The 19,193-nt window shown below is 44.5% G+C and carries 21 protein-coding genes; 10 read left to right on the plus strand and 11 right to left on the minus strand.

The window, feature by feature from the left end; all coding sequences use genetic code 11:
- Positions 1-35: 35 nt before the first annotated feature.
- The 3 genes from MHH86_RS13515 to MHH86_RS13525 form a co-directional block, all read right to left on the minus strand.
- Positions 36-1,337, minus strand: coding sequence for a HAMP domain-containing sensor histidine kinase (locus tag MHH86_RS13515; RefSeq protein WP_256719413.1), 1,302 nt, complete (start codon positions 1,335-1,337; stop codon positions 36-38).
- Between the two features lie 73 nt (positions 1,338-1,410).
- Positions 1,411-2,070, minus strand: a complete 660-nt coding sequence (locus tag MHH86_RS13520; RefSeq protein WP_036686413.1) for a response regulator transcription factor — start codon at positions 2,068-2,070, stop codon at positions 1,411-1,413.
- Between the two features lie 212 nt (positions 2,071-2,282).
- Complete coding sequence (locus tag MHH86_RS13525) at positions 2,283-3,773, minus strand: 4-hydroxyphenylacetate 3-hydroxylase N-terminal domain-containing protein (protein ID WP_052097002.1); 1,491 nt, start codon at positions 3,771-3,773, stop codon at positions 2,283-2,285.
- A 202-nt stretch (positions 3,774-3,975) separates the two neighbouring features.
- Between MHH86_RS13525 and MHH86_RS13530 the strand changes: the two genes are divergently transcribed.
- Together MHH86_RS13530 and MHH86_RS13535 are read left to right on the plus strand one after the other, a co-directional pair.
- Positions 3,976-4,353, plus strand: coding sequence for a BlaI/MecI/CopY family transcriptional regulator (locus MHH86_RS13530; RefSeq protein ID WP_038570550.1), 378 nt, complete (start codon positions 3,976-3,978; stop codon positions 4,351-4,353).
- Positions 4,354-4,358: 5 nt separating this feature from the next.
- Positions 4,359-6,599: a M56 family metallopeptidase gene (locus tag MHH86_RS13535; RefSeq protein WP_076224153.1), complete on the plus strand. Its 2,241-nt coding sequence runs from the start codon at positions 4,359-4,361 to the stop codon at positions 6,597-6,599.
- A gap of 166 nt (positions 6,600-6,765) precedes the next feature.
- On the opposite strand, the gene MHH86_RS13540 is transcribed toward MHH86_RS13535, so the two are convergent.
- On the minus strand, positions 6,766-8,829 hold the full coding sequence (locus tag MHH86_RS13540; protein WP_076224156.1) for a methyl-accepting chemotaxis protein: 2,064 nt from the start codon (positions 8,827-8,829) through the stop codon (positions 6,766-6,768).
- Positions 8,830-9,039: 210 nt separating this feature from the next.
- Here MHH86_RS13540 and MHH86_RS13545 point away from each other — a divergent pair, with 210 nt between their 5' ends.
- From MHH86_RS13545 to MHH86_RS13555, 3 genes are all read left to right on the plus strand, one after another.
- On the plus strand, positions 9,040-10,056 hold the full coding sequence (locus tag MHH86_RS13545) for an ABC transporter substrate-binding protein (protein ID WP_051491460.1): 1,017 nt from the start codon (positions 9,040-9,042) through the stop codon (positions 10,054-10,056).
- Positions 10,057-10,313: 257 nt separating this feature from the next.
- On the plus strand, positions 10,314-10,499 hold the full coding sequence (locus MHH86_RS13550) for a hypothetical protein (protein WP_036686420.1): 186 nt from the start codon (positions 10,314-10,316) through the stop codon (positions 10,497-10,499).
- Positions 10,500-10,707: 208 nt separating this feature from the next.
- Positions 10,708-11,166, plus strand: coding sequence for a hypothetical protein (locus tag MHH86_RS13555; protein WP_036686422.1), 459 nt, complete (start codon positions 10,708-10,710; stop codon positions 11,164-11,166).
- 30 nt (positions 11,167-11,196) lie between these two features.
- Here the strand turns inward: MHH86_RS13555 and MHH86_RS13560 are convergent, their stop codons facing one another.
- The gene (locus tag MHH86_RS13560; RefSeq protein WP_036686425.1) at positions 11,197-11,577 is read right to left on the minus strand and encodes a hypothetical protein; all 381 of its coding nucleotides are present in this window, start codon (positions 11,575-11,577) and stop codon (positions 11,197-11,199) included.
- A gap of 84 nt (positions 11,578-11,661) precedes the next feature.
- Between MHH86_RS13560 and MHH86_RS13565 the strand changes: the two genes are divergently transcribed.
- Positions 11,662-12,129 carry a hypothetical protein gene (locus tag MHH86_RS13565; RefSeq protein WP_342479751.1) on the plus strand — a complete coding sequence of 156 codons (468 nt, stop codon included), beginning with the start codon at positions 11,662-11,664 and terminating at the stop codon, positions 12,127-12,129.
- A 375-nt stretch (positions 12,130-12,504) separates the two neighbouring features.
- On the opposite strand, the gene MHH86_RS13570 is transcribed toward MHH86_RS13565, so the two are convergent.
- The 3 genes from MHH86_RS13570 to MHH86_RS13580 are packed head-to-tail and all read right to left on the minus strand — an operon-like array spanning position 12,505 to position 13,976.
- Positions 12,505-13,260 carry a class I SAM-dependent methyltransferase gene (locus tag MHH86_RS13570; RefSeq protein WP_036686429.1) on the minus strand — a complete coding sequence of 252 codons (756 nt, stop codon included), beginning with the start codon at positions 13,258-13,260 and terminating at the stop codon, positions 12,505-12,507.
- A 13-nt stretch (positions 13,261-13,273) separates the two neighbouring features.
- Positions 13,274-13,621 carry a cupin domain-containing protein gene (locus MHH86_RS13575; protein ID WP_036686430.1) on the minus strand — a complete coding sequence of 116 codons (348 nt, stop codon included), beginning with the start codon at positions 13,619-13,621 and terminating at the stop codon, positions 13,274-13,276.
- A 16-nt stretch (positions 13,622-13,637) separates the two neighbouring features.
- Positions 13,638-13,976 carry a cupin domain-containing protein gene (locus MHH86_RS13580; protein WP_036686432.1) on the minus strand — a complete coding sequence of 113 codons (339 nt, stop codon included), beginning with the start codon at positions 13,974-13,976 and terminating at the stop codon, positions 13,638-13,640.
- Positions 13,977-14,148: 172 nt separating this feature from the next.
- Between MHH86_RS13580 and MHH86_RS13585 the strand changes: the two genes are divergently transcribed.
- Entirely contained in the window at positions 14,149-14,841 is a 693-nt protein-coding gene (locus MHH86_RS13585; RefSeq protein WP_036686434.1) for a Crp/Fnr family transcriptional regulator, read from the plus strand.
- 270 nt (positions 14,842-15,111) lie between these two features.
- Here MHH86_RS13585 and MHH86_RS13590 read toward each other — a convergent pair whose 3' ends face one another.
- The 3 genes from MHH86_RS13590 to MHH86_RS13600 form a co-directional block, all read right to left on the minus strand.
- Positions 15,112-15,555 (minus strand): DoxX family protein, encoded by a 444-nt coding sequence (locus MHH86_RS13590; protein WP_235219534.1) that lies wholly within the window; start codon positions 15,553-15,555, stop codon positions 15,112-15,114.
- 48 nt (positions 15,556-15,603) lie between these two features.
- Complete coding sequence (locus MHH86_RS13595) at positions 15,604-16,440, minus strand: sulfurtransferase (RefSeq protein ID WP_036686437.1); 837 nt, start codon at positions 16,438-16,440, stop codon at positions 15,604-15,606.
- Between the two features lie 101 nt (positions 16,441-16,541).
- A complete protein-coding gene (locus MHH86_RS13600; protein WP_036686439.1) occupies positions 16,542-16,913 on the minus strand; it encodes a hypothetical protein in 372 nt (123 codons plus the stop codon).
- 195 nt (positions 16,914-17,108) lie between these two features.
- On the opposite strand from MHH86_RS13600, the gene MHH86_RS13605 reads away from it, so the two are divergent.
- From MHH86_RS13605 to MHH86_RS13615, 3 genes are read left to right on the plus strand one after another with little or no spacing between them, the layout of a single operon-like run.
- Positions 17,109-18,065, plus strand: coding sequence for an ABC transporter ATP-binding protein (locus tag MHH86_RS13605; protein ID WP_235219535.1), 957 nt, complete (start codon positions 17,109-17,111; stop codon positions 18,063-18,065).
- A complete protein-coding gene (locus tag MHH86_RS13610; RefSeq protein WP_036686441.1) occupies positions 18,058-18,804 on the plus strand; it encodes a DUF2705 family protein in 747 nt (248 codons plus the stop codon). The genes MHH86_RS13605 and MHH86_RS13610 overlap by 8 nt, the downstream gene beginning before the upstream one ends.
- A gap of 2 nt (positions 18,805-18,806) precedes the next feature.
- On the plus strand, positions 18,807-19,181 hold the full coding sequence (locus MHH86_RS13615) for a GntR family transcriptional regulator (RefSeq protein ID WP_036686443.1): 375 nt from the start codon (positions 18,807-18,809) through the stop codon (positions 19,179-19,181).
- The last annotated feature ends 12 nt before the right edge of the window (positions 19,182-19,193 follow it).

Here is a 19,193-nt window from a genome sequence, read left to right on the forward strand (position 1 = left end):
TGATGCTGAATCTTCCTAACCTTAAACTATAGATGTTATAGAGTAGGTGAACAGATGTTATGGAGTTGTAAAAAGATGCGGATACTTGTTCCTTGACCTAAAGTAGAATTCAGTGAAATTCTGGCTTGATGTGCATCTGCGATTTGCTTGCATAAAGATAAACCAAGACCCGCACCCCCGTATTCGCGTGTGCGCGATTTTTCACCTCGATAAAAGGGTTCAAAAACACGCGCGCTCTGTTCCGGGGTCATCCCAAATCCCGAATCACATACTTCCAATATGGCTTCATTTTGCAATGCATAGGCAAGCAAGCGGATGGTGCTCCCTTGCGGAGATGCATGAATGGAATTTTCGACAAGGTTAACCAAGAAGGAAGTTAGCAGATCATGATCACCCCAAACCGCAGGGATCGAATAATCCATTTCTAGTTTGATGCCTGCTTCGTCCAATTTAAGCTGCACAATCTGTTTAACCGATTTGAACAAATCTGATATGTCTACTTGTTTCAGAGTCAGAGGATGATGCCGTAGGACGGACAAATCCAGCAGTTTGAAGGCTAAATTCTTCAGGCGTAAGGTTTCACTAAGGATATATTGACCTGCCATCTGCTGTTCTTCCTGGCCTATATTTGCGGAAGTCAGAAATTCAGCAAATCCCTGCATACTGGTTAAAGGTGTGCGCAGTTCGTGGGCGAGGTTATCTACCATTCTCTGCTTTTCATCGGCCATATTAGACAGTTCGATCACGTGCTGTTCCACTGCGTTTGCCATTCGGTTAAAGTTCAGGGCTAACTCACCAAACTCATCTTTGCTGCGCAACTGCACGCGCTCGGTATATTTGCCTTCAGCGATCGTTTTTGTAGTCTTCGAAAGCTGTTTAAGTGGTTTGGTCAACTGCCGGATCAGCAAGTAGAGTAATAGGAGCAGAATTGGACCGATAATCCAGTTAATCATTACAAAAAAACGGTTCAGCTCATGCTGCTTAGCATACAGGTCACTGATATCACGTTGATAAACGATCGTCAAAGCTTGATAGGGAGCAGGGAGCTCAGTAGAGAGTTGAATAGAATGTGATTCCGGCGTTGAGACGGATGGGACTCCGGCATTCGGATAAACCAGCTGGTCATTCTCCCAGAGCTGTAGTCCGATTCCCTGCTTATGATAAAATTCACCATAGGATTGAGCCACGCTGGAGATTAAAGTAGAGGTAAGTGTGGCCCCACGGGTCTGAATCGATTCAAGATTTTCATAAATGTTGTTTGCAATTAATAGCTGTTCGCTTGAAGCACGCTGCATTTCGCTGTCCATGTTCAGCTGCCAGCTTTTTTTCATAATCATTATTACACTCACATCTAGGGCGACGATGAAGAAGGCGAGGACTGACAGCAGAATTTTATGCCAGAATCTCATACTAGACCTGAACTTCCAAGCGGTAACCAAGCTTAAATACGGTTTTAATTCGTTCTTCCCAGCCTAGTTTTTTGCGCAGCTGCCTGATGTGGACATCTACGGTACGGGTATCTCCTTCAAAATCATAGCCCCAGGCTAATTCCAGCAACTTTTCCCTTGATAAAGCAATGTTTCTGTTGCGGATAAGGACTTCAAGAAGCTCAAATTCCCTAGCGGTTAAATCTACGGGTAGTTGATCCACCATGACAAGCCTCTCAAGATAACGTACCTCAACGTTTTCACAAAGAAAATTGGAAGTGCCTTTTTCGCTCCTGCGTAACACCACATTGATTCTTGCCAACAATTCAAGGATTTCAAAAGGTTTAATGATATAATCATCGGCGCCCAGCTCAAAGCCCTTGATGCGATCAGCCAGTGAATCTTTAGCGGTGATTAGAATCACCGGAATTTGTAAGTGAGCAATCCGCTGCATGATCTCAAAACCATCCAGTTCGGGCAGCATTATATCGAGCAGAATTAAATCGGCCTTTTCACGTTCCAGCAGTTCAATAACCTCCAGCCCGCGATAAGCCTTGCTATAGGTATGTCCGACTAATTTTAGATTCATAGTAATTAAGTCACTGATTGCACGTTCATCTTCTACGACTATGATATGGCCCATAGTTCATTGTTCCCTCCTAAGCTAGCAAATCACTTCCTAATGCTAATAAACTATAAACAACTTATTACAGAATTGTCCAGTGAAGGTATGAAAAAGCATCTAGTTCTTCATAATTTTGATTGTGAATAGAGCTCAAAAAGGACTGAAAGAGAACGAAAGCAGTCTCTTAATCAATCCTAAAACACATCATTATAAGCCTTTGCAACTCTTTATTAATTGGAAATTCCATCCGTTGTTGACTTAGGCAAGGGGGGATCGGGGGCAATAAAATCGTGAACGATTTGACGGAAATATTCGTGATTATCATAGCTGTTGTACATACGCCAGGCCACCGTTTGGGAGTTGCCGAAAAATAACCGCTCGAACTGGGTTTGACGACCTCCGAATGCACCCGCTCCTAGTTCCCACGCCAGCCGGAATAAGGCATTTCGATACCATGCATCCGAGACATTCCCCTTCAAATACTCATAAAGATAAGAACCAGCGCTTGATGTAAAGTCGGCTTCAGAGGGGATCATGATGAGACCGCTTGAACTGAGGTTTTGAACCATTTCAACCATTTCTGGATAAAACTCTGAAAAGTGAATGGTTGAAGCCAATAGTGGTCCCTTGTCTGGAACGAGATATCCAAATTTGTCGAGCGAAGCCCCTATTTCCGCTGCAAGTCTTAAGGCTTTGAATGTTTCTAAATAGGTTAATATTCTGGAAATAGGCAGAATCGTGTAGGACTCAAGGACAGCGTTTTGTTCTTCAGCCAAAGACTCTAGCATACCAAGAAAAAACTCGGTTTTTGCAATATAGCGGGTGACAATTTGGTGGGCCATATGCGTATGAAAATTACTCTCGCCGAATAATCGGGAACAGTACATCTCATCGCCATAATAAAATATACGATCATGAGGGATAAGTATACGGTCAAAGATAACAAGGGTATCCATTTCTTCATATCTTGAACTTAACGGATGGTCGTAAGTAGATGAGGCAGCGTAGCTTTCACGGCAAAAAAAAGTCATTCCAGGCAGATCATTAGGCACCGCAAAGGCAAACGCAAAGGGATTATCATCATCCACAAGTGAGGGTGAGGGAGTCGGGAATACAAGCATTTCATCGCAGGTAGCTCCCTGTGTTGCCATCATAAAAGCACCGGTAACAATCATCCCCTCATCATTGATTTCTACGACTTTAGCAGCGATAGAATCCTCTGTAGCATCAATCTGGCCGGATATTTTGCTGGCTTGAGGCTGGATGAAGGCATGGGATAAGGTAATGTCATAATCACGACAGTAGGCATAGTATTTTCTGAGGTTCTCAGCATATTTCGGATTAAGGTCCTCAAGGATATCAGCAGCTGTGAAGAGAGACATAATGGCTGTATTCATATAATCGGGGGAGCGTCCTAAAAATCCATGATGTCTATTGGACCAGAGTTCAATCATTTTTCTCCGGCGTTCTAAATCTTCAGCATTTTTGGGTGGAAGAAAAGATAAACCAACAGGATCTCCAGTATCAGGTGAAGGAAAGGTCATCTGCGCCAAATAACGTTCATCACACTGCATGTTATACATTTCAGCTTGTGTTTGTATGAGACCCTGAAAGGCAGGGTGTTTGGATAAAGGACCTTCAATACGTGTTCCTCTGTACCAGATATTGATCTTTTGCCGGTCGATTCGTTCGATGTATTGATTACCTGTTTTTATAGGCATAGGTTCCACCTCATTGAAGTCATCTTTGACTAATAAGCCGTATTATTGCTATTAATGTACGTGACCATGAATCTACGTGTACATTGTCCATATACCGTGTGTGAACAGGGAGTTTGGGGTTGACATAAACGAAGCTGACTTGTATATTTTGGATATTGGATTACAAATGTAGTCATGCCAGGAAAGAATGGTGGATAGTATTATGTCTAAGGAAACTCCAAGGATTTCGGATGCCGAGTGGGAAGTGATGAAGGTGCTGTGGGCAAGTGCCCCGCGCACTGCAGGTGAGATTGTTGAAGCACTAGAAGGCAGCAGGGACTGGAACCCAAAGACGGTACGGACGTTGATTAAGCGTCTGACAGAGAAGCGGGCTATTGGTTATAACCAGACAGGTAGGGTGTATTCATATTATCCGCTGGTGAGGGAAGAGGAATGTGTCCAATCGGAGACACGATCCTTTCTGAAGCGGATCTACGGTGGAACTCTGCGCCCGATGTTGGTCAATTTTTTGCAGGATGAAAAGTTGTCCCGGGAAGATATTGAAGAATTGAAGAGAATTTTGGATGAACGAAAGGACTGAGCCGCTTGCTGGAAGCTGCATACAATCTGTTCGTCAAGGTATTGTCGCTGTCTGCCATGGCGAGCGTGCTGGCTCTGCTGATCTTATTGACCCGGTTCCTGTTCAAGGATCGTCTAAAACCTACCTGGACGTATCTTCTGTGGATACCACTGATCGTGAGGCTGGCAATACCTTGGGCACCAGAAAGCACATTTAGTATTTTTAATCTGTTGCCGCTGGAGAAAGAAGCGGCGCAGAGTACCATTTTTCCGTCAGTACAGTCGGAAATCGGCTTTACTTATATGCCCGGGTTGACCGGAGAGGAAGAGGAAGCAGCGTCAGTTACTGGAATTGCAGAAACTGGACCTTTGCCGGGAGCATCAGCATCGGATGATGTGGCACAAGTCAATCCGCAAATAGACAGTTCTTCCAGGGCGACCGATTCAGGGTGGGAGCCTCTACATTTACTGGTTTTGGTGTGGCTTGGCGGAGCCGCGGTGGTACTGGGCTTGTCAGTTCGAGTACAACTTCGATTTACCGCACGGGTTCGAAGGGAACCAGAGATTCATTCCTTAGAAATCCAACGGTTGTTCCGAACCTGTCAGCAGGAGATGCAGGTACGGCGCCCAGTCAAGCTGATCGAGACGAAGCAGATTGCCGTACCGACACTACTTGGCGTTATAAGGCCCATGTTGCTGCTGCCCACCTCTACCTTACACACTCTGGAGACGAACGGGCTCCGTCATATATTCCTTCATGAGCTGGCGCATGTGAAGCGCCGTGATATTTTGCTAAATCTGCTGACAGGTCTGCTGCTGGCCATGCATTGGTTTAATCCTCTGTTGTGGTATGCCGTACGCCAAATGAAAGAGGATCAAGAGGTTGCCTGTGATGCTCTGGCCTTGAAGCATCTTGAACCAGCGTGCCACAGAAGTTATGCCCTGACACTTCTCAAATTGTTAGAAACCTTACCCGACCCGATCCGGTTGGCAGGTACAGCTGGCATTTCGAGCAGTAAAAAGGAAATGGAAAGAAGGATTATCATGATTACCAGACACAAAAAATTTACGGCAAAAAACTCACTGCTGGGCCTAGCTGTAATTATGATCTTAAGTGGCTGTACCCTGACAGGGGCAAAGCTGAATTCTGCATCAGCCCCGGCAAAGAGCGCTCCTGCTACTTTTCGGGCAGAAGCGCAGGACAAAGAGAGCACGGCTTCCAGCGTTAAAGGCACTCTATTGGCGGAAAAAAACGGAATCACGGTATCTGCTAATCCCACTGGGGAGAATGCACTTTTGCATAAAATCACGGTAGATGTGCGTGGTGAAGTAAGCCGTACGTTCTTGTGGAATGCCGGGGAAGATGAAACTCGGCCTCCATTGATTGAAGAAGCAGATGTGAACGGGGATGGGACTAAAGAAATCTTCATACGCATTACGACCGGCACGGGTACCGGACTCTCTATGAGTGAGATTCATGTGCTCCAGCCTGTTACCTTGGAAGAGCTTGTGGTCGAAGATCCGATCGAAACGTTGAATCAGAGGCTGAAATCCTCCATTATACACCGAAATAACCATACCTATGTATCTGCTGAACTGGACGGAAAGCATTTGACCAAAGTATATGATTACACTGAGGGAGCTTGGGGAGAGAAGGTCGGATTTGGCTCAATAGTTTCATACGAGCTGATAGATGACCAAATTATAGCCCACTTGGCTGGTGCAGCCTCTATGTCTGAGTTTCCGCTCGAAGTTATTGCCGTTTACGGGAAGAATCTGACCATTGAGAGCGCACAGATGTACTATGGTTCGTTTATATCTCCACCGCTCAGTGAACAGGACATCAAGTCCATGATGGAAAAACAGCTTCCGGCAAGCGGTTGGACCTTTAGCAAAGACGGAGATCAATATAGGGTGGATATAGATCCACTGAATGGCGTAGGGGAAGGCAACAGCTATAAAATTAATCCGCTTACCGGAACGGTTCATGACGTAACTTCTGGCAGTCCACTGAGAAGTCTTGTAAACCGAGAAGCGATAGATCTGTGGGATATCTCTAACGGTACAGAATACCAGAAGGAACTGTATAAGTTACTCCAACCTATCTTTGATACAGAGGGTTTCAAGCCAACAGGTACGGACTGGATTTCAGGGTTTATCGGGGATGGTTATTTGTTCAGTGATGTTAGGCAAGGAAGCAGGGAATTCACGATTAAAGTAGATGTCTTTACTGGTCAGTGGGAGGAAATTCCTGACCCGTATAAATAGTTAATTATCATAGGTCTGTACCGTACGATTGAAGAGACCATTACTAGCGAATTGAAACTAAAAGCAGCCAGTGCGCGCCGATGGATTATCGGCATGCACTGGCTGCTTAATTTTTCTAGAAGGGAGGATAGTCTCATGACTGCGTAACTTACGGATGACTAGAGGGCTATTCGACCTGGAACTGGTTTAATTCGTCCTGAAGCTTTTTGGACAACTGGTTGAGCTGCTGGGATAGCTCGGCAACCTGTTCAATGCTGTCCAATTGTTCCTGCGTGCTTGCGCTAACTTCTTCCGTCGAAGCGGAATTCTCTTCTGTAGTTGAAGAAATGATTTCGAGTGCCTGTAGGATCTCATCTTTGTGCTTATGGACTTTGGAGGTGTTGCTGCTGATTTGAATCATACGTAATCTCAAAGCCTCCAAATCGCTGTTGATGCTAAAGAATACCTGTTTCGTAGCCTCCACGGATTTTGCATTTTCTTCGGCAATTTCAAGTCCTTGGGCTGTGTATTCCACGGATGCTCTAGTTTTTTCCTCGATTTCATGAACCTTTCTGCCAATCTCCTGTGTGGCCTGTGCGGTCTGCTCCGCCAACTTGCGAACCTCTCCGGCAACAACGGCAAATCCGCGCCCCTGTTCTCCCGCACGTGCTGCTTCAATGGAAGCATTTAGCGCCAGCAGATTGGTTTGCGTAGCGATTTGATGTACCGTGTCCACGATACTTGAAATTTCATGACGGCTTTGATCAATATCATGAATGGCAGACGATATCGAATGAGTGGAGTTGTGATTTTCTTCTGCCCATTTCGATAACTGATTCAATACACCTAACCCCAGTTCGCTCTGGTCGGCAGAAGCCTGCACCATCGTCTCTATGGCTATAGCATCATTTGCGATTTCGTCAATTTGACCAGATAATGATCCGGTTTTTTGCAAAATCGTATCCGTTTCAATCGACTGGTAGTTGGTCGCATTCGCAATCTCATTAATGGCCGTTGCTGTATCGTTCATCGTTATAGCTGTACGGGAAGAAATGGATTGCAGATCTTTTGAGGACTGGTTTAATACCTGAGCGGAGGTACCCACTATTTGAAGCATCCCTTGAATTTTCTGGACCATGTTGAATATTCCGTTGGAGATTTGTCCAATTTCGTTGTTGGAATAGGCATCAAATTGAACAGTCAAATCCCCATTTTCCACCCGTTTGATTTTGGTGAGCAGCTTCGGTATGGATCTGAGCAGATAACGGAGTGTGATATACGAAAATAGAACGAGCAGAATCGCCGCTGCCACAAACCCGCCAATAGTAATCCAGGTGAACTTTTTTAATTCGGAGAGCACTTCACGCTCTGAAATAGTTAAACCTACGGACCAGCCGGTATCTTTACTTGTAGCATAGCCGATGTAACGGCGTTCTCCGTTGTCATTAATCAGATGTACGCCGGATTCACCAGCGATCATTTTCTTGCCGATCCCCCCAAGATCACCTGGCAGCTCATTAATCTTTTCCTTTGTGACCTTAGACTGGTCTGGGTGATACAGAATATCACCTGTTTTGGAGGCGAGAATGGAATAACCAGTGCTGCCTAGCTTATAGCTTTCCATTATCTCAGGGATATTTTTAGACGCTATATCAACCGCGACAAAACCGATTAATGTATTGTTGTCATTTTTTATCGGATAAAAAATACCCATCAGCATATCGCCTGTAGTGACGTCAATATAAGGATCGGAGTAGTATAGGCCGTCTGCTTCGATTGCTGGCTTATAATACGGCCGTTCTTTAATGTTAAAAGCAGCATCTGATGTCGTACCATTGTTGAGGATGTAAAAACCTTTGCCGGCAGTACTAGCAATCCATGCATCTGCAAAAGTGGGTTCCACCTTTACAATGGCAGCTAGTGTCTTTGCTACTTCAGCGGCATGCGGTGAAGTCTTGGCCATTTCTGGAGATTTGGTGGTTTCGATGTATTGTTTGAATAAGTTATTCGTTGACATTTGCTTGACCAGTGAACCCTTTTCCTTAAATAGTGCATCAATTTGACTGACAAGTGCCTGTGTTTTGGTCTGAAGCATAGATTCTTGTTGTTTCACAAGTATGCTGCGAGTGCTGGAAAACATAAAGGTTCCCAAGATTGAGAAGACGACAACAATAATAACTAAAAGTACAATGGACAAAGTATTTGCTATGCTTGATGAACCGAACCGCCTTTTTTTTAGTTGTTTTAACATGCTACCATCTCCCCCAAGTTGTCTCTGAGCAAATAGCTCATAAGAACATATCGGAAGATAGTGAGATTTTCGAAATAGTAATTTTGAGAATAAAAAAATTAAATTAAAATGGATAACGCACAGGATAAACACTTGACTGGTTCGGGATTTCAAGATGGTGGGGGGCGAGGGAGATCTTAACAATTAGTCTGTTCACTTGGGGATTTACTGATGGTTAGAAATACAAAAATGTCAATGGGAGCAGCGATGCTGTTATGTCTGGTTTTAATGCTTAGTGCTTGCTCTTCAGGGAACAGTCCTGTTAATTCTGCGAATGCTGGCCCTAGTCCGGTATCCTCTGTGCAAACAGAGACAAGTCCACCGGACTCAGCCACCAATTCAAAATCTACAAGAGTATATAAAGACAGTCAGGGGCATGAGGTTGATATTCCAGAGCGTCCACAGCGGATTGTGCTGCAGGGTAATTCGATCGGAGACCTGCTGGCACTCGGGATTCAGCCGGTCGGTGTCGACCGCCGGTTTATTGAAGAATCAGTCTATTTGGACAAGGAGATAACCCCGGCACAGGATATCGGATTTCCTACAAATCTGGAACTTGTTTTGGATCTGGAACCGGATTTAACAATGCTAGGTTATGTGATGGACAAACAATATGAAGAAGTGTCCAAAATATCACCTACTGTTGTATTTGACCAGAGTAAACCCTTGTCTGAGCGTCTGCCTGTCATTGGTGAGATAGTGGGTAAAAAGGCTGAAGCAGAGCAACTGTTGTCCGAATATAATCGCAAGGCCGAGAATATGTGGAGCGGATTGCGTCAGGAAGGCAAACTTGCCGAAGGAGAAACAGCGGTAGTGCTGATTTATTATTGGAACAAGACAATGTATTTGATGAAAACTGGTGGCATTCCTGCACTACTGTATCAGCCGCAGGGCTACAAAATGTCAGAAGCAGTGAAGGAAATTGAGCCGGCAGAAGGCGCGCCTTATATTGAGGTCTCCCCTGAGCTAATGCATAAGATGCTTATTGGTGACCATTTGTTTGTCATTTATCCGGCCAATGCTGATGCGGAAAATTCCTTTAATGAGTTAATGAAAACTGCGTTGTGGAGCTCGCTCCCTGCTGTTAAGAGCGGAAAAGTTACTTTTGTGGAGACCAAATGGAATTACGACGATATGCTGACCAGCAGCATGCTGCTGGATGAGTTCCCTAAACTGCTGACTAAATAAATGAGATCTCAGGTTAACCCTTGACGTGAAGTTTAATGACCGTTTTGAATGAGAGAAGTAAGATTCAACAAAGAAGCAGTGAAGTAACTCGCTGCTTCTTTGTTTTGCTTATAAAGTAGAGGGTGTTGAATATAGGAAAGTAATCGGCTCATTGATTTTTGTTGATTAGCTAGACGCTAAGAGTAGCATCGATTAATCTGAAGAAGTAGAATGCGGGTTATGCTTGAATCGTGCACACAGATAAACGGAGGCTGACTATGACTTACTCACAGATTTGGAACAACTCAGGAAATGAAGCCGATATTCTCTATTTGGAACAGCAGATTGAAACCGTTAAAAAAGAAATAAAACGAGCAGAAGCTGCAGAGCTTCAGGAAATATTGGAACAATCAAATCGTAAGCTGGCTGAACTGGAAGCGAAGCTGGACGAGCTAGAGGATTAGGGGCAAGCCGTCCATCGTACCGCCCATAGAGTGGCTTTTCTGCGCTAGTTTAGGAACAAAACAGCTTGGGGGCTGACTTGACTTAAGTATTTCCTTCTGACCCCTGGCTCGTGTGCTATGTAGAAGTTAAAATAAGCAGATTTGCACCGATGTCTTTATAGTTTTATAATTGTAGCTTACAGAATCGTATTACTGGGAGGAATGGGAAATGGATAAAAATAGAAAATACATGCTTGTCGGTGCGCTTCTGACAGGGGGAGGTGTCTCTTTGATGGCCTATACAGCAAGCCGCTATACTTCGTTTAAACGAATCGTAGCCAATACCATCCGATTGGAAGAAATCGCCTCTCTAGAAATCTCGCGATTGTCTTCAGTTCCCGGTGAAAAGAAAGACATCATTATTACTGATCCTGCTGTTATTGAGCGGATCTTTACTGATTTCTCTCATGTTCAATTAATGAAATCGGCCCGAAATGTCAGTTCTGACAAAAATTTCAGCTATTATATTACGATAGTTCAGGCTGATCGCAAGCAACGATTTGATATTATTCTAAAAAGCAGACAGCATATGATCATCTATGACAATGATTTAAGCAATCCTCACTTGAATGCATATAAAATTATCAGTCCTTATAATCCGCAAGCACTGGAACAGGTTTTTGACTGATCCGCAACCGTTAACTTCATACGCCTGAATTTATATAGAAGTGCGCAATGAAGTAATATCGTAGCCCATTTCCTGCATAGCATCCAATCCATATATGATCTCTATTGTCCGGGTGCCGTCCCAGCCTTTAGCCGTTCCATATTCGATCCATTCGCGGATACGCTGTGGATGGTTTAGATTATAGACAACATCAAACCCTTTTTTATGGTTTTGCAGCAGATAGCCTGTATTCAGCGGACATCCGGCAATCGGATCATCCCATGTTAGGATTTGGATGCGTAGCGGATGGAGCTTTACATTTTTATGATAAACCTTTAATTCAAGCAGACTCCGTTTGTCATGGATTCGCATGCCCAGTATGTAGCTGTATTCCAGTCCCCTGAGCGTGATAGAACGCAGCTTTTTTTTCATAATAATCGCCTCTCATCCCAATAATTTTGTTATCATAGCAAGCATAGGGATATTTTTCAAGCAATCAACAGGGAGGATGTTCATATGAAGTATGAATTTGGGATCATGGCATCCATTACAGAATTGGTGGAGTACCCGGATGAGCAGAATGATGCCTACATTGCGCACCCGAATTTTCAGATGATCATGGATCAATTGGGCATTACAGTACCCGTTGCGGAGATTTATGAACATTTTTTTGCCAACCCTGTTCACAACGGACATGTGCTTGTTTACAGTAATCCAGTGCAGCCAAACGCTTGTATTGTCCTCGACACTTACCGTGATCCGCTGGACCAGCTAGATATGATTTATTTCGGATGGCGCTGTTCGTCCGAGATAGACTTGATCCGCGAGCTGTCCCGGCGTTTTTATGATGAATGTGAATTTGCGGTCCGTTATGAAGAAGGTCAATCCGTACTTTACAAGTTGTTGAAGGAGGATGCCTATCCGCGAAAATTTTACTACAATACCGTGTTTGAGCAGCAGTTGAAGCGATACGCGGCAAAATAGGCGATAGAAATACATAACCGAATAACTTAGCAAAAAAGCGCGAGTTCAGGGCAGTGCTACCCGGGCTCGCGTTTTCTATATACTTGATTTTGAAATGTTCTGCTTCATTCAGGCAATTACTGCGCCGTCAGCAGCTGCTCCAGAATTTCGGAGGGAGCAGCGGATTTGGGCGAACTTTCATTTTTTTGTTGCGAACAGGCACTTAACACAGCAAACTGAGACACAAGGCATAAACAGATTTAGCTTTCATCGTGAGTTCCTTTCAAGCGGTTATTTTGACTTCTAGACGGTAATATCGATGAATTGTATTGATAATCATTCTCAACGTCAGCGGAAATAAAAACCTATCATAAGACATGATAGGCCTGCGCACAACTATTGTTTGCTGCTGCAAACGGCAATATAATTCAGATCTTTACCCGTCGTATTAAAAAAGGTATACATCTTTTTGAACTGTTCCCGGTTCTCTTTCTTGAGCCCGTTTTTCACAATACGCAGCGCCCCGATAACCCCTTCATCACGAATGAGTCCATTGATACTCATCAAGGACATGGGACCGGTAGCATTGTCTACTTGCTTAAAGCCTGCGGAGTGGAACAATCCCGCCCAATGCCCAACAGACAGTGGTTCGACATTGATGTGAATGGTGCGGCGCAGCTCGGCCAGACGTTCTTCCATATTTTCCTTGGCAAAGGTAATATCATGGGTAAGCAGAATGCCGCCAGGTTTCAGTACCCGATAGTATTCGGCGACTGCCTTTTCCTTCGCAGGCTGGTTAAGCATCGTGAGCATGGCTTCATTAATGACAACGTCAAAGCTCTCATTCTCAAAAGGTAGCTTCAGTGCATTTCCTTGCCGGACACGGATATAGTTTTCCAAGTTGGCATTTTTGATATTTCGGTTTGCTTTTTCCAGCGCCCGCGGGTCCATATCAATGCCGGTAATTTGACAGTGGTATTTCCCGGCCAGTTGAATGGAGGTGGTGCACATATTGCAGGCTACCTCCAATACCTGGTTGTCCGTACTCAGATTGGCTTGCTGGATCAGCCAGTTGGTTGCTGCAACGCCGCCGGGCCGCAAACGTTTTTTTCCCAGCCGCGCTAAAAAATTATGGCCTACTTCCTTTTTCATCGCATTCACCCCATTACTTATCCGGCTTGACTACAACCAGAAGCATCTGAAACGCCTCTGTTGCGTGTAGGGCATGCGGAATATTGGCCGGCATAACGAGGGTCTCCCCGGCATGAACAGTGTACTTGTCTTCTCCAATTGTAATTTCCGCTTGCCCGGACAAAATGTTGACCATGGCATCACCCGGGGAAGAATGTCCCCCAATCGACGAGCCTTTGTCCAGCGAAAGAAGTGTCATTGCCAGATTTGGCCGCTGTACAAGGGTCAGACTGGAAACCTGCTGTTCCTCTATTGTGATGATGTCCTTCAAATCAATGACTGCGGATTGCGGCAGTTTTTTAATGAATAAACCTGTTTCCATTTTGAATACCTCCGTTTTATATACTAATTTGCAGAAATTTGCAGCTGCTGCGGGCGGAATAATCATGCCAAGTGCCCGCTGGGACGATAACGGATGCGCCGGCTGTCAATTGATAGGGCTCTTCCGCCACCAGCAGATGAAGCTCGCCTTCCAGCACATGGATGATTTTAGATTTGGGGGAGGTCTCTGAACTGATGGTCTCCTCCTGATCCATGGCATACAATACCCATTCCGGTTGTGCCGCTGTTTCGGCTGCAGATACGGGCAATGCCAGCACTCGGCTCGCAATCCGGTGTGGCTTAACGCTGATCATATCTGTTAAAAAAAATACCTTGCCTGCTGTAATTCCACTCATACGATCCCCCCTGTTCAAAGTACAGCATTTTGTTTATTTCCAAATTGCTTGATTGAATGATTCCTGCAATTTGATATAATGAGAATGACCAATGAGAATTATTCTCATTTATTTTATTGTAGCAGAGTATTTATCATGACTCTGTTGCCATGGCAACAGGAGGCTGAGAAAATTGCAGAAATATCTGAGCAGGATACAGAGCACTATTTTGTTTAAGGGGTTCGCGGAGCGGGAGGTGCAGCAAGCGCTGAGCTGTTTGCAGGGCACAATCAAGGATTTTGCGCGGAAGGAGGTTATTTTTAGAAAAGACGATATTCTGGATTCGGCGGGCATTATTATCCATGGCAATGTTCTGCTGTGCAAAGATAATATCTCAGGCATGAGATTTATTTTCTCGGAGCTCGGGGATGGGGAAATCTTTGGCGAAACGGCGCTTCGCCTTGTCCAAGAACACAGCGGCTATGAAGCGGTGGCGGGTTCGGAATGCCGGATTCTGTTTGTCAAAATAAATAAAATTGTCCGGCCCGGCCAGGACACTTGCCATTTAAGGGGCCGGATCATTGAGAATATGCTGGCCCTGCTGCTTGAGAACAACCGGTCCATCTATCAAAAGCTGGATCTGGTCTCCCACAAATCGCTGCGGGACCGTATTCTGCATTATTTAGCCCTCCAGACCAAAAAAAACAATTCCGCCTGTTTTGAAATTCCGTTTACCCGCAGCGACCTGGCTGATTATTTGACTGTTGACCGCAGCGCCTTGTCCAGAGAGCTGCAGCGGATGGCGCAGGACGGGCTGATCCGGTTTAATCGAAATCAATTTGAGCTGTTGGACGCGGAGAATCAGCTGCGGATCAGCGATTTTTAGAATAATTCCTCCAAACCTTGAAAAGAGTACGCAGCTAGAAAATGCACTAGAAAAGTATTTGACCGATCTAAACAGCATAAAAGAGGTAGTTGAAGTTAGTTAACTGTTGACTTGAGTTTTGATTTGTTGATTTTAGCTATCTATCGGAGTTACTCATAAATACAAGAGCCCGCGTCGGACGCGGGCTTTTGTATGTTACTCTCCTCCAGTAGCCACCGGGTTCTCCTCATATGAAATCCAATTACTCCGACTACCCGCATACAACTTCCTTTATAGTCTTCCAATTGCCACGATCAACGCCAGAACTACAAAAAAGATATTTACGCCGAGCTCCCGGTACTCTTTTCGCCCAATATGAAACAGCATCCCGAGCAGTGCAACCGCAGCCAAAGCGATCGCGGCGATCAGCGTTAGCAACGGAGCTATGTTCAGTGCCCACGGCAAAACAAGGCCCAGCGCTCCGAGTAGCTCCGCGATTCCGATCAGAACAACTAGTCTTTTCGGCACATCATTTACCCAGGCCCATGTCTTTTTTGACGACTCAATACGAACGGTTTTCATCCATCCCGAATATACGAAGCCTGCCGCCAATACGATATGTACGATGCTGTACGGTGAAGAAGACGAAGCAGAGGCAAACGTATCCGACCTTCGGAAAATCGATTTCTTGCCGTAAACGTTTCGGTATATAGCGCAAGCTAAAAAAGCCCGCAAAGATTGCGGGCTTTTCCTTTTCTTAAATATACAAATAAAAACGAACGCTTAACCCTCTCCCGTAGCCACCGGATTCTCCTCATATGAAATCCAATCACTCCAGCTTCCCGCATACAGCTTAACATTCTTGTACCCGGCTTTGCCTAGCGCGAGCACATTAGGGCAAGCACTTACACCTGAACCGCAGTACACAATAACCTCTTGCTCAGGATCAATTCCTTCATAATGCTCTTTCAGCACCTCAGTTGATTTCCAGCGCCCTTGCTCATCGAGAACATCCTTCCAGAACTTATTGATCGCCCCAGGAATATGACCTGCCTTCGGATCAATCGGTTCTTCCAAACCTTCATAGCGACGGGACTCGCGGGAATCAATCAATAGTGCGCCACCGGCGTTAACTACATTTTGCACATCTTCCATGCTAGCAAGCATCTTCTTCTGAACATCTGCTTCATACTGGCTAGGAATCCGAACCGCTTGATGATCACTGACGGGGAAGGATGCTTTTTTCCAAGCAGAGTAGCCTTCATCCATTACAAACACACGTTCATGCCCCAAATATTTAAGCATCCACCACAGACGGGAAGCGTAGGCACCACCTTGATCATCATAAGCAACAACAATACTATCTCTGTTAATACCAACCTTACTAAGTGCGGCAGTTAGCTTTGAAATTTCTGGCAGTGGGTGGCGTCCCCCGTGTGAGCTTACAGGAGCGGAGAGTTGTTCTTCCAGATGTAGATAAACTGCGCCGGGAATATGATCTTCTGTATAGGCTTTACGTCCAGCTTCCGGGTCAGTAAGTAAAAAACGGCAATCAACTATAACAAGTTCAGGCTCGTATAACCGAGCAAGCAGCCATCGAGTAGAAACGATCGGTTCCATAAAGTAGCCTTCTTTCCTGTTTAATATGTATGGAGACATTATAGCGGAAAATAAAAGAGGGCGCACCTTAAGCTTATGGCTTAAACTGCGTCCTCTAAAAATTAGATCAAACGATATCCCGAAGGCAAGTTACCGCTGCTGCGGATATTACGGATTTGTTCGAGGGTTAAGCGTTGGTTAGTAGAAATAATGGACTCCACGTCATTACCTGAAATGAAATCATCCAGATCCCTAATGTTGCGGTTCCCGCGAAGTACACGGAAGTTCCCTCTAAACCGTGTTCTAGTGAAAAGTACCAGTGTAGCATTGCTGCTAGTAGAGAAGAACCGAAGGCTCTCAATACCATCGAGGATGTTGTCCGTATTACGAATACCCAGGTTGCCAGTATATATTCTACGGCGTCCATTGAAGTTTTCTTCATCGTACACGGTCAAGCGAGGGTAAGTCTGCGATACATGAACTTCTTTTTTCATTTGTAATTCCTCCTTTGTTATCTAATCTATGTTCATATAAATTTTTTGCTTGGCTAATAGTCTAATAGAAAGCCCTTATTTGCATTAACTTATCATTTTGGGCTTTACTTCAATAACATATTAGTGTACTATTCAACTATAACACTGACACAATAAAACGAATGAACAATACATTAGTTGGCAGGGAGGATCCGCATGAAACAGGGGAGTGGTGTAGAGATGAAAGATTCAGTCGTTCTGCAAATGAATGAGGTAAGTAAGATTATCAAAGGAAGACCGATTGTGGATAAGCTGACATTTGATATCCGTAAGGGTGAAATTGTTGGGTTGTTAGGTCCAAACGGTGCAGGTAAGACCACAACGATTCGAATGATGACGGGTTTAATACGGATGAGTGAAGGCGATGTGATTATCCAAGGTCACAGTGTAAGGAATGATTTTAAGCAGGCGATTGGCCATATCGGTGCGATAATTGAGAATCCAGAGTTTTATCCGTATATGACTGGACTTGATAATCTGAAGCAGTACCAAAGAATGACGGATAATATTGAGGCTGGCAGAATAGATGAGGTTGTAGAACTGGTAGGACTTCAAGAAGCGATGAATAAAAAAGTAAAGGCTTATTCGCTGGGCATGCGCCAACGTCTAGGGATTGCTCAGGCGCTACTCAATCGGCCCAAGTTATTGATTTTAGATGAGCCTACGAACGGACTTGATCCGGCTGGAATACGGGAAATGCGTGATTATATGCGTACCATCGCCGAAGTGGAAGGCATCTCTATTCTAATTTCCAGCCACTTGCTCACTGAAATTGAACAAATATGCCATCGGGCTATCGTAATCCAGAATGGTAAGCTGGTAACCGTAACTGCGATTGGTGAAGAGCAGGAAGCAACCGCACAAGTAAAGCTAACCATCCGTGTAGGATCGGTTGAAGCGGCGATAAACCTCTTGGAGCGTTTAGATTATGCGGAATTGGCCTCCATGGACAGCGCTCGTTCTGAAGTGATAGTAAGTCTGCTTGATAGCAGAGTACCGGAGCTTGTATCTGCTTTTAGTGATGAAGGTGTGGGAATTTTCCGGATTACGGAGAATAAACAGAGTCTTGAGGAAGATTTCTTGAAATGGACAGGAGGAAACCGCATTGCGTAACTTCAATAATCTTATTGTTAATGAATGGCTCAAGATCTCAAAGAAACGCACATTTATTGTGCCATATGTGATATTAATTCTATTATCCCTGCTATTAGGTTATATTGTTCATTCTGTTTCACCTGACATGTTTGAATCAGCTTATGATTTTTCAGCAATGATGCTGCTTTCCCAAGGGATTGGCCAAGTGATTACAATTCTTGCGATCATCGGAACAGCAGGTATTGTCTCAAAAGAGTATAGTCAAGGAACCATCAAGTTCTTGCTTATCCGCGCCAGAAGCCGTACAGCAATCCTCGCATCCAAATATGTGGTTGTACTGTTGTATGCTTTGACTTTGACCGTCATCGGAGGTATAGCCGTTTTTGGAACAGGAGCTTTGTGGTTTGGACTAAGTGGTGGAGAAGCGGGTATGAGTGAGATGCTTACAAACCTATTGTATAATCTCGTTAGTACGGTTGTGTATGGAACACTTGCTTTTATGCTGGGGGTATTAACCACTTCAACTGGGGTAACCATTGGGGCTACTATGTTTGCGCTAATGATAGACAAATTGATTATTTCCCGTGATTTTTACAAATATGTTCTGTTTCCTAACTTAAATTTATCTGCTTATGAAGGTGGAGGAGCACCTATGCCTGGAATGACACTGACCTTTTCCATCGTGATGCTTGTCTTATACACAGTTGTCTTTCTTCTCATAGGTTTCTCCGTCTTTAGACGAAGGGATGTTGCTTAATCATGACAATCGAATTCGATAACAACCTGCCGATTTATATACAGATCATGAATTACATCAAAGGTGAAATCGTCACAGGTAAGCTGAAACCAGGAGATAAAATCCTCTCGGTACGAGAACTTGCCAGTGAGCTGCAGATTAATCCGAATACGGTGCAAAGAACTTTTCAGGAACTGGAGCGTGAAGAAATCGTGGAAACCCGGCGTGGAATGGGAAGATACGTCACAAGTAATGAAGGTACTATCCTGACCATCAAAAAAGAAATGGCCAAAGATGTGCTGGATCGTTTCATTCGTGGTATGCAGGATCTTGGCTTTCAAGGCGAAGATATTTTAGCGGCGGTGGCGGAGAATATCCGCAATAAGGATGGAGAATAGGGGGATACGCAA

Origin of the sequence: Paenibacillus sp. FSL F4-0097, assembly GCF_038593125.1 — a bacterium.
In the GTDB taxonomy this organism is placed as follows: Bacteria; Bacillota; Bacilli; order Paenibacillales; family Paenibacillaceae; genus Paenibacillus_AQ; species Paenibacillus_AQ odorifer.

What these genes read in the sequence shown, in the direction of transcription:
- MHH86_RS13515 (WP_256719413.1), bottom strand. Translation starts at nt 1,337, where the DNA reads ATGATTATGAAAAAAAGCTGGCAGCTGAACATGGACAGCGAAATGCAG.
- MHH86_RS13520 (WP_036686413.1), bottom strand. Translation starts at nt 2,070, where the DNA reads ATGGGCCATATCATAGTCGTAGAAGATGAACGTGCAATCAGTGACTTA.
- MHH86_RS13525 (WP_052097002.1), bottom strand. Translation starts at nt 3,773, where the DNA reads ATGCCTATAAAAACAGGTAATCAATACATCGAACGAATCGACCGGCAA.
- MHH86_RS13530 (WP_038570550.1), top strand. Translation starts at nt 3,976, where the DNA reads ATGTCTAAGGAAACTCCAAGGATTTCGGATGCCGAGTGGGAAGTGATG.
- MHH86_RS13540 (WP_076224156.1), bottom strand. Translation starts at nt 8,829, where the DNA reads ATGTTAAAACAACTAAAAAAAAGGCGGTTCGGTTCATCAAGCATAGCA.
- MHH86_RS13545 (WP_051491460.1), top strand. Translation starts at nt 9,040, where the DNA reads ATGGTTAGAAATACAAAAATGTCAATGGGAGCAGCGATGCTGTTATGT.
- MHH86_RS13550 (WP_036686420.1), top strand. Translation starts at nt 10,314, where the DNA reads ATGACTTACTCACAGATTTGGAACAACTCAGGAAATGAAGCCGATATT.
- MHH86_RS13555 (WP_036686422.1), top strand. Translation starts at nt 10,708, where the DNA reads ATGGATAAAAATAGAAAATACATGCTTGTCGGTGCGCTTCTGACAGGG.
- MHH86_RS13560 (WP_036686425.1), bottom strand. Translation starts at nt 11,577, where the DNA reads ATGAAAAAAAAGCTGCGTTCTATCACGCTCAGGGGACTGGAATACAGC.
- MHH86_RS13565 (WP_342479751.1), top strand. Translation starts at nt 11,662, where the DNA reads ATGAAGTATGAATTTGGGATCATGGCATCCATTACAGAATTGGTGGAG.
- MHH86_RS13570 (WP_036686429.1), bottom strand. Translation starts at nt 13,260, where the DNA reads ATGAAAAAGGAAGTAGGCCATAATTTTTTAGCGCGGCTGGGAAAAAAA.
- MHH86_RS13575 (WP_036686430.1), bottom strand. Translation starts at nt 13,621, where the DNA reads ATGGAAACAGGTTTATTCATTAAAAAACTGCCGCAATCCGCAGTCATT.
- MHH86_RS13580 (WP_036686432.1), bottom strand. Translation starts at nt 13,976, where the DNA reads ATGAGTGGAATTACAGCAGGCAAGGTATTTTTTTTAACAGATATGATC.
- MHH86_RS13595 (WP_036686437.1), bottom strand. Translation starts at nt 16,440, where the DNA reads ATGGAACCGATCGTTTCTACTCGATGGCTGCTTGCTCGGTTATACGAG.
- MHH86_RS13600 (WP_036686439.1), bottom strand. Translation starts at nt 16,913, where the DNA reads ATGAAAAAAGAAGTTCATGTATCGCAGACTTACCCTCGCTTGACCGTG.
- MHH86_RS13605 (WP_235219535.1), top strand. Translation starts at nt 17,109, where the DNA reads ATGAAACAGGGGAGTGGTGTAGAGATGAAAGATTCAGTCGTTCTGCAA.
- MHH86_RS13615 (WP_036686443.1), top strand. Translation starts at nt 18,807, where the DNA reads ATGACAATCGAATTCGATAACAACCTGCCGATTTATATACAGATCATG.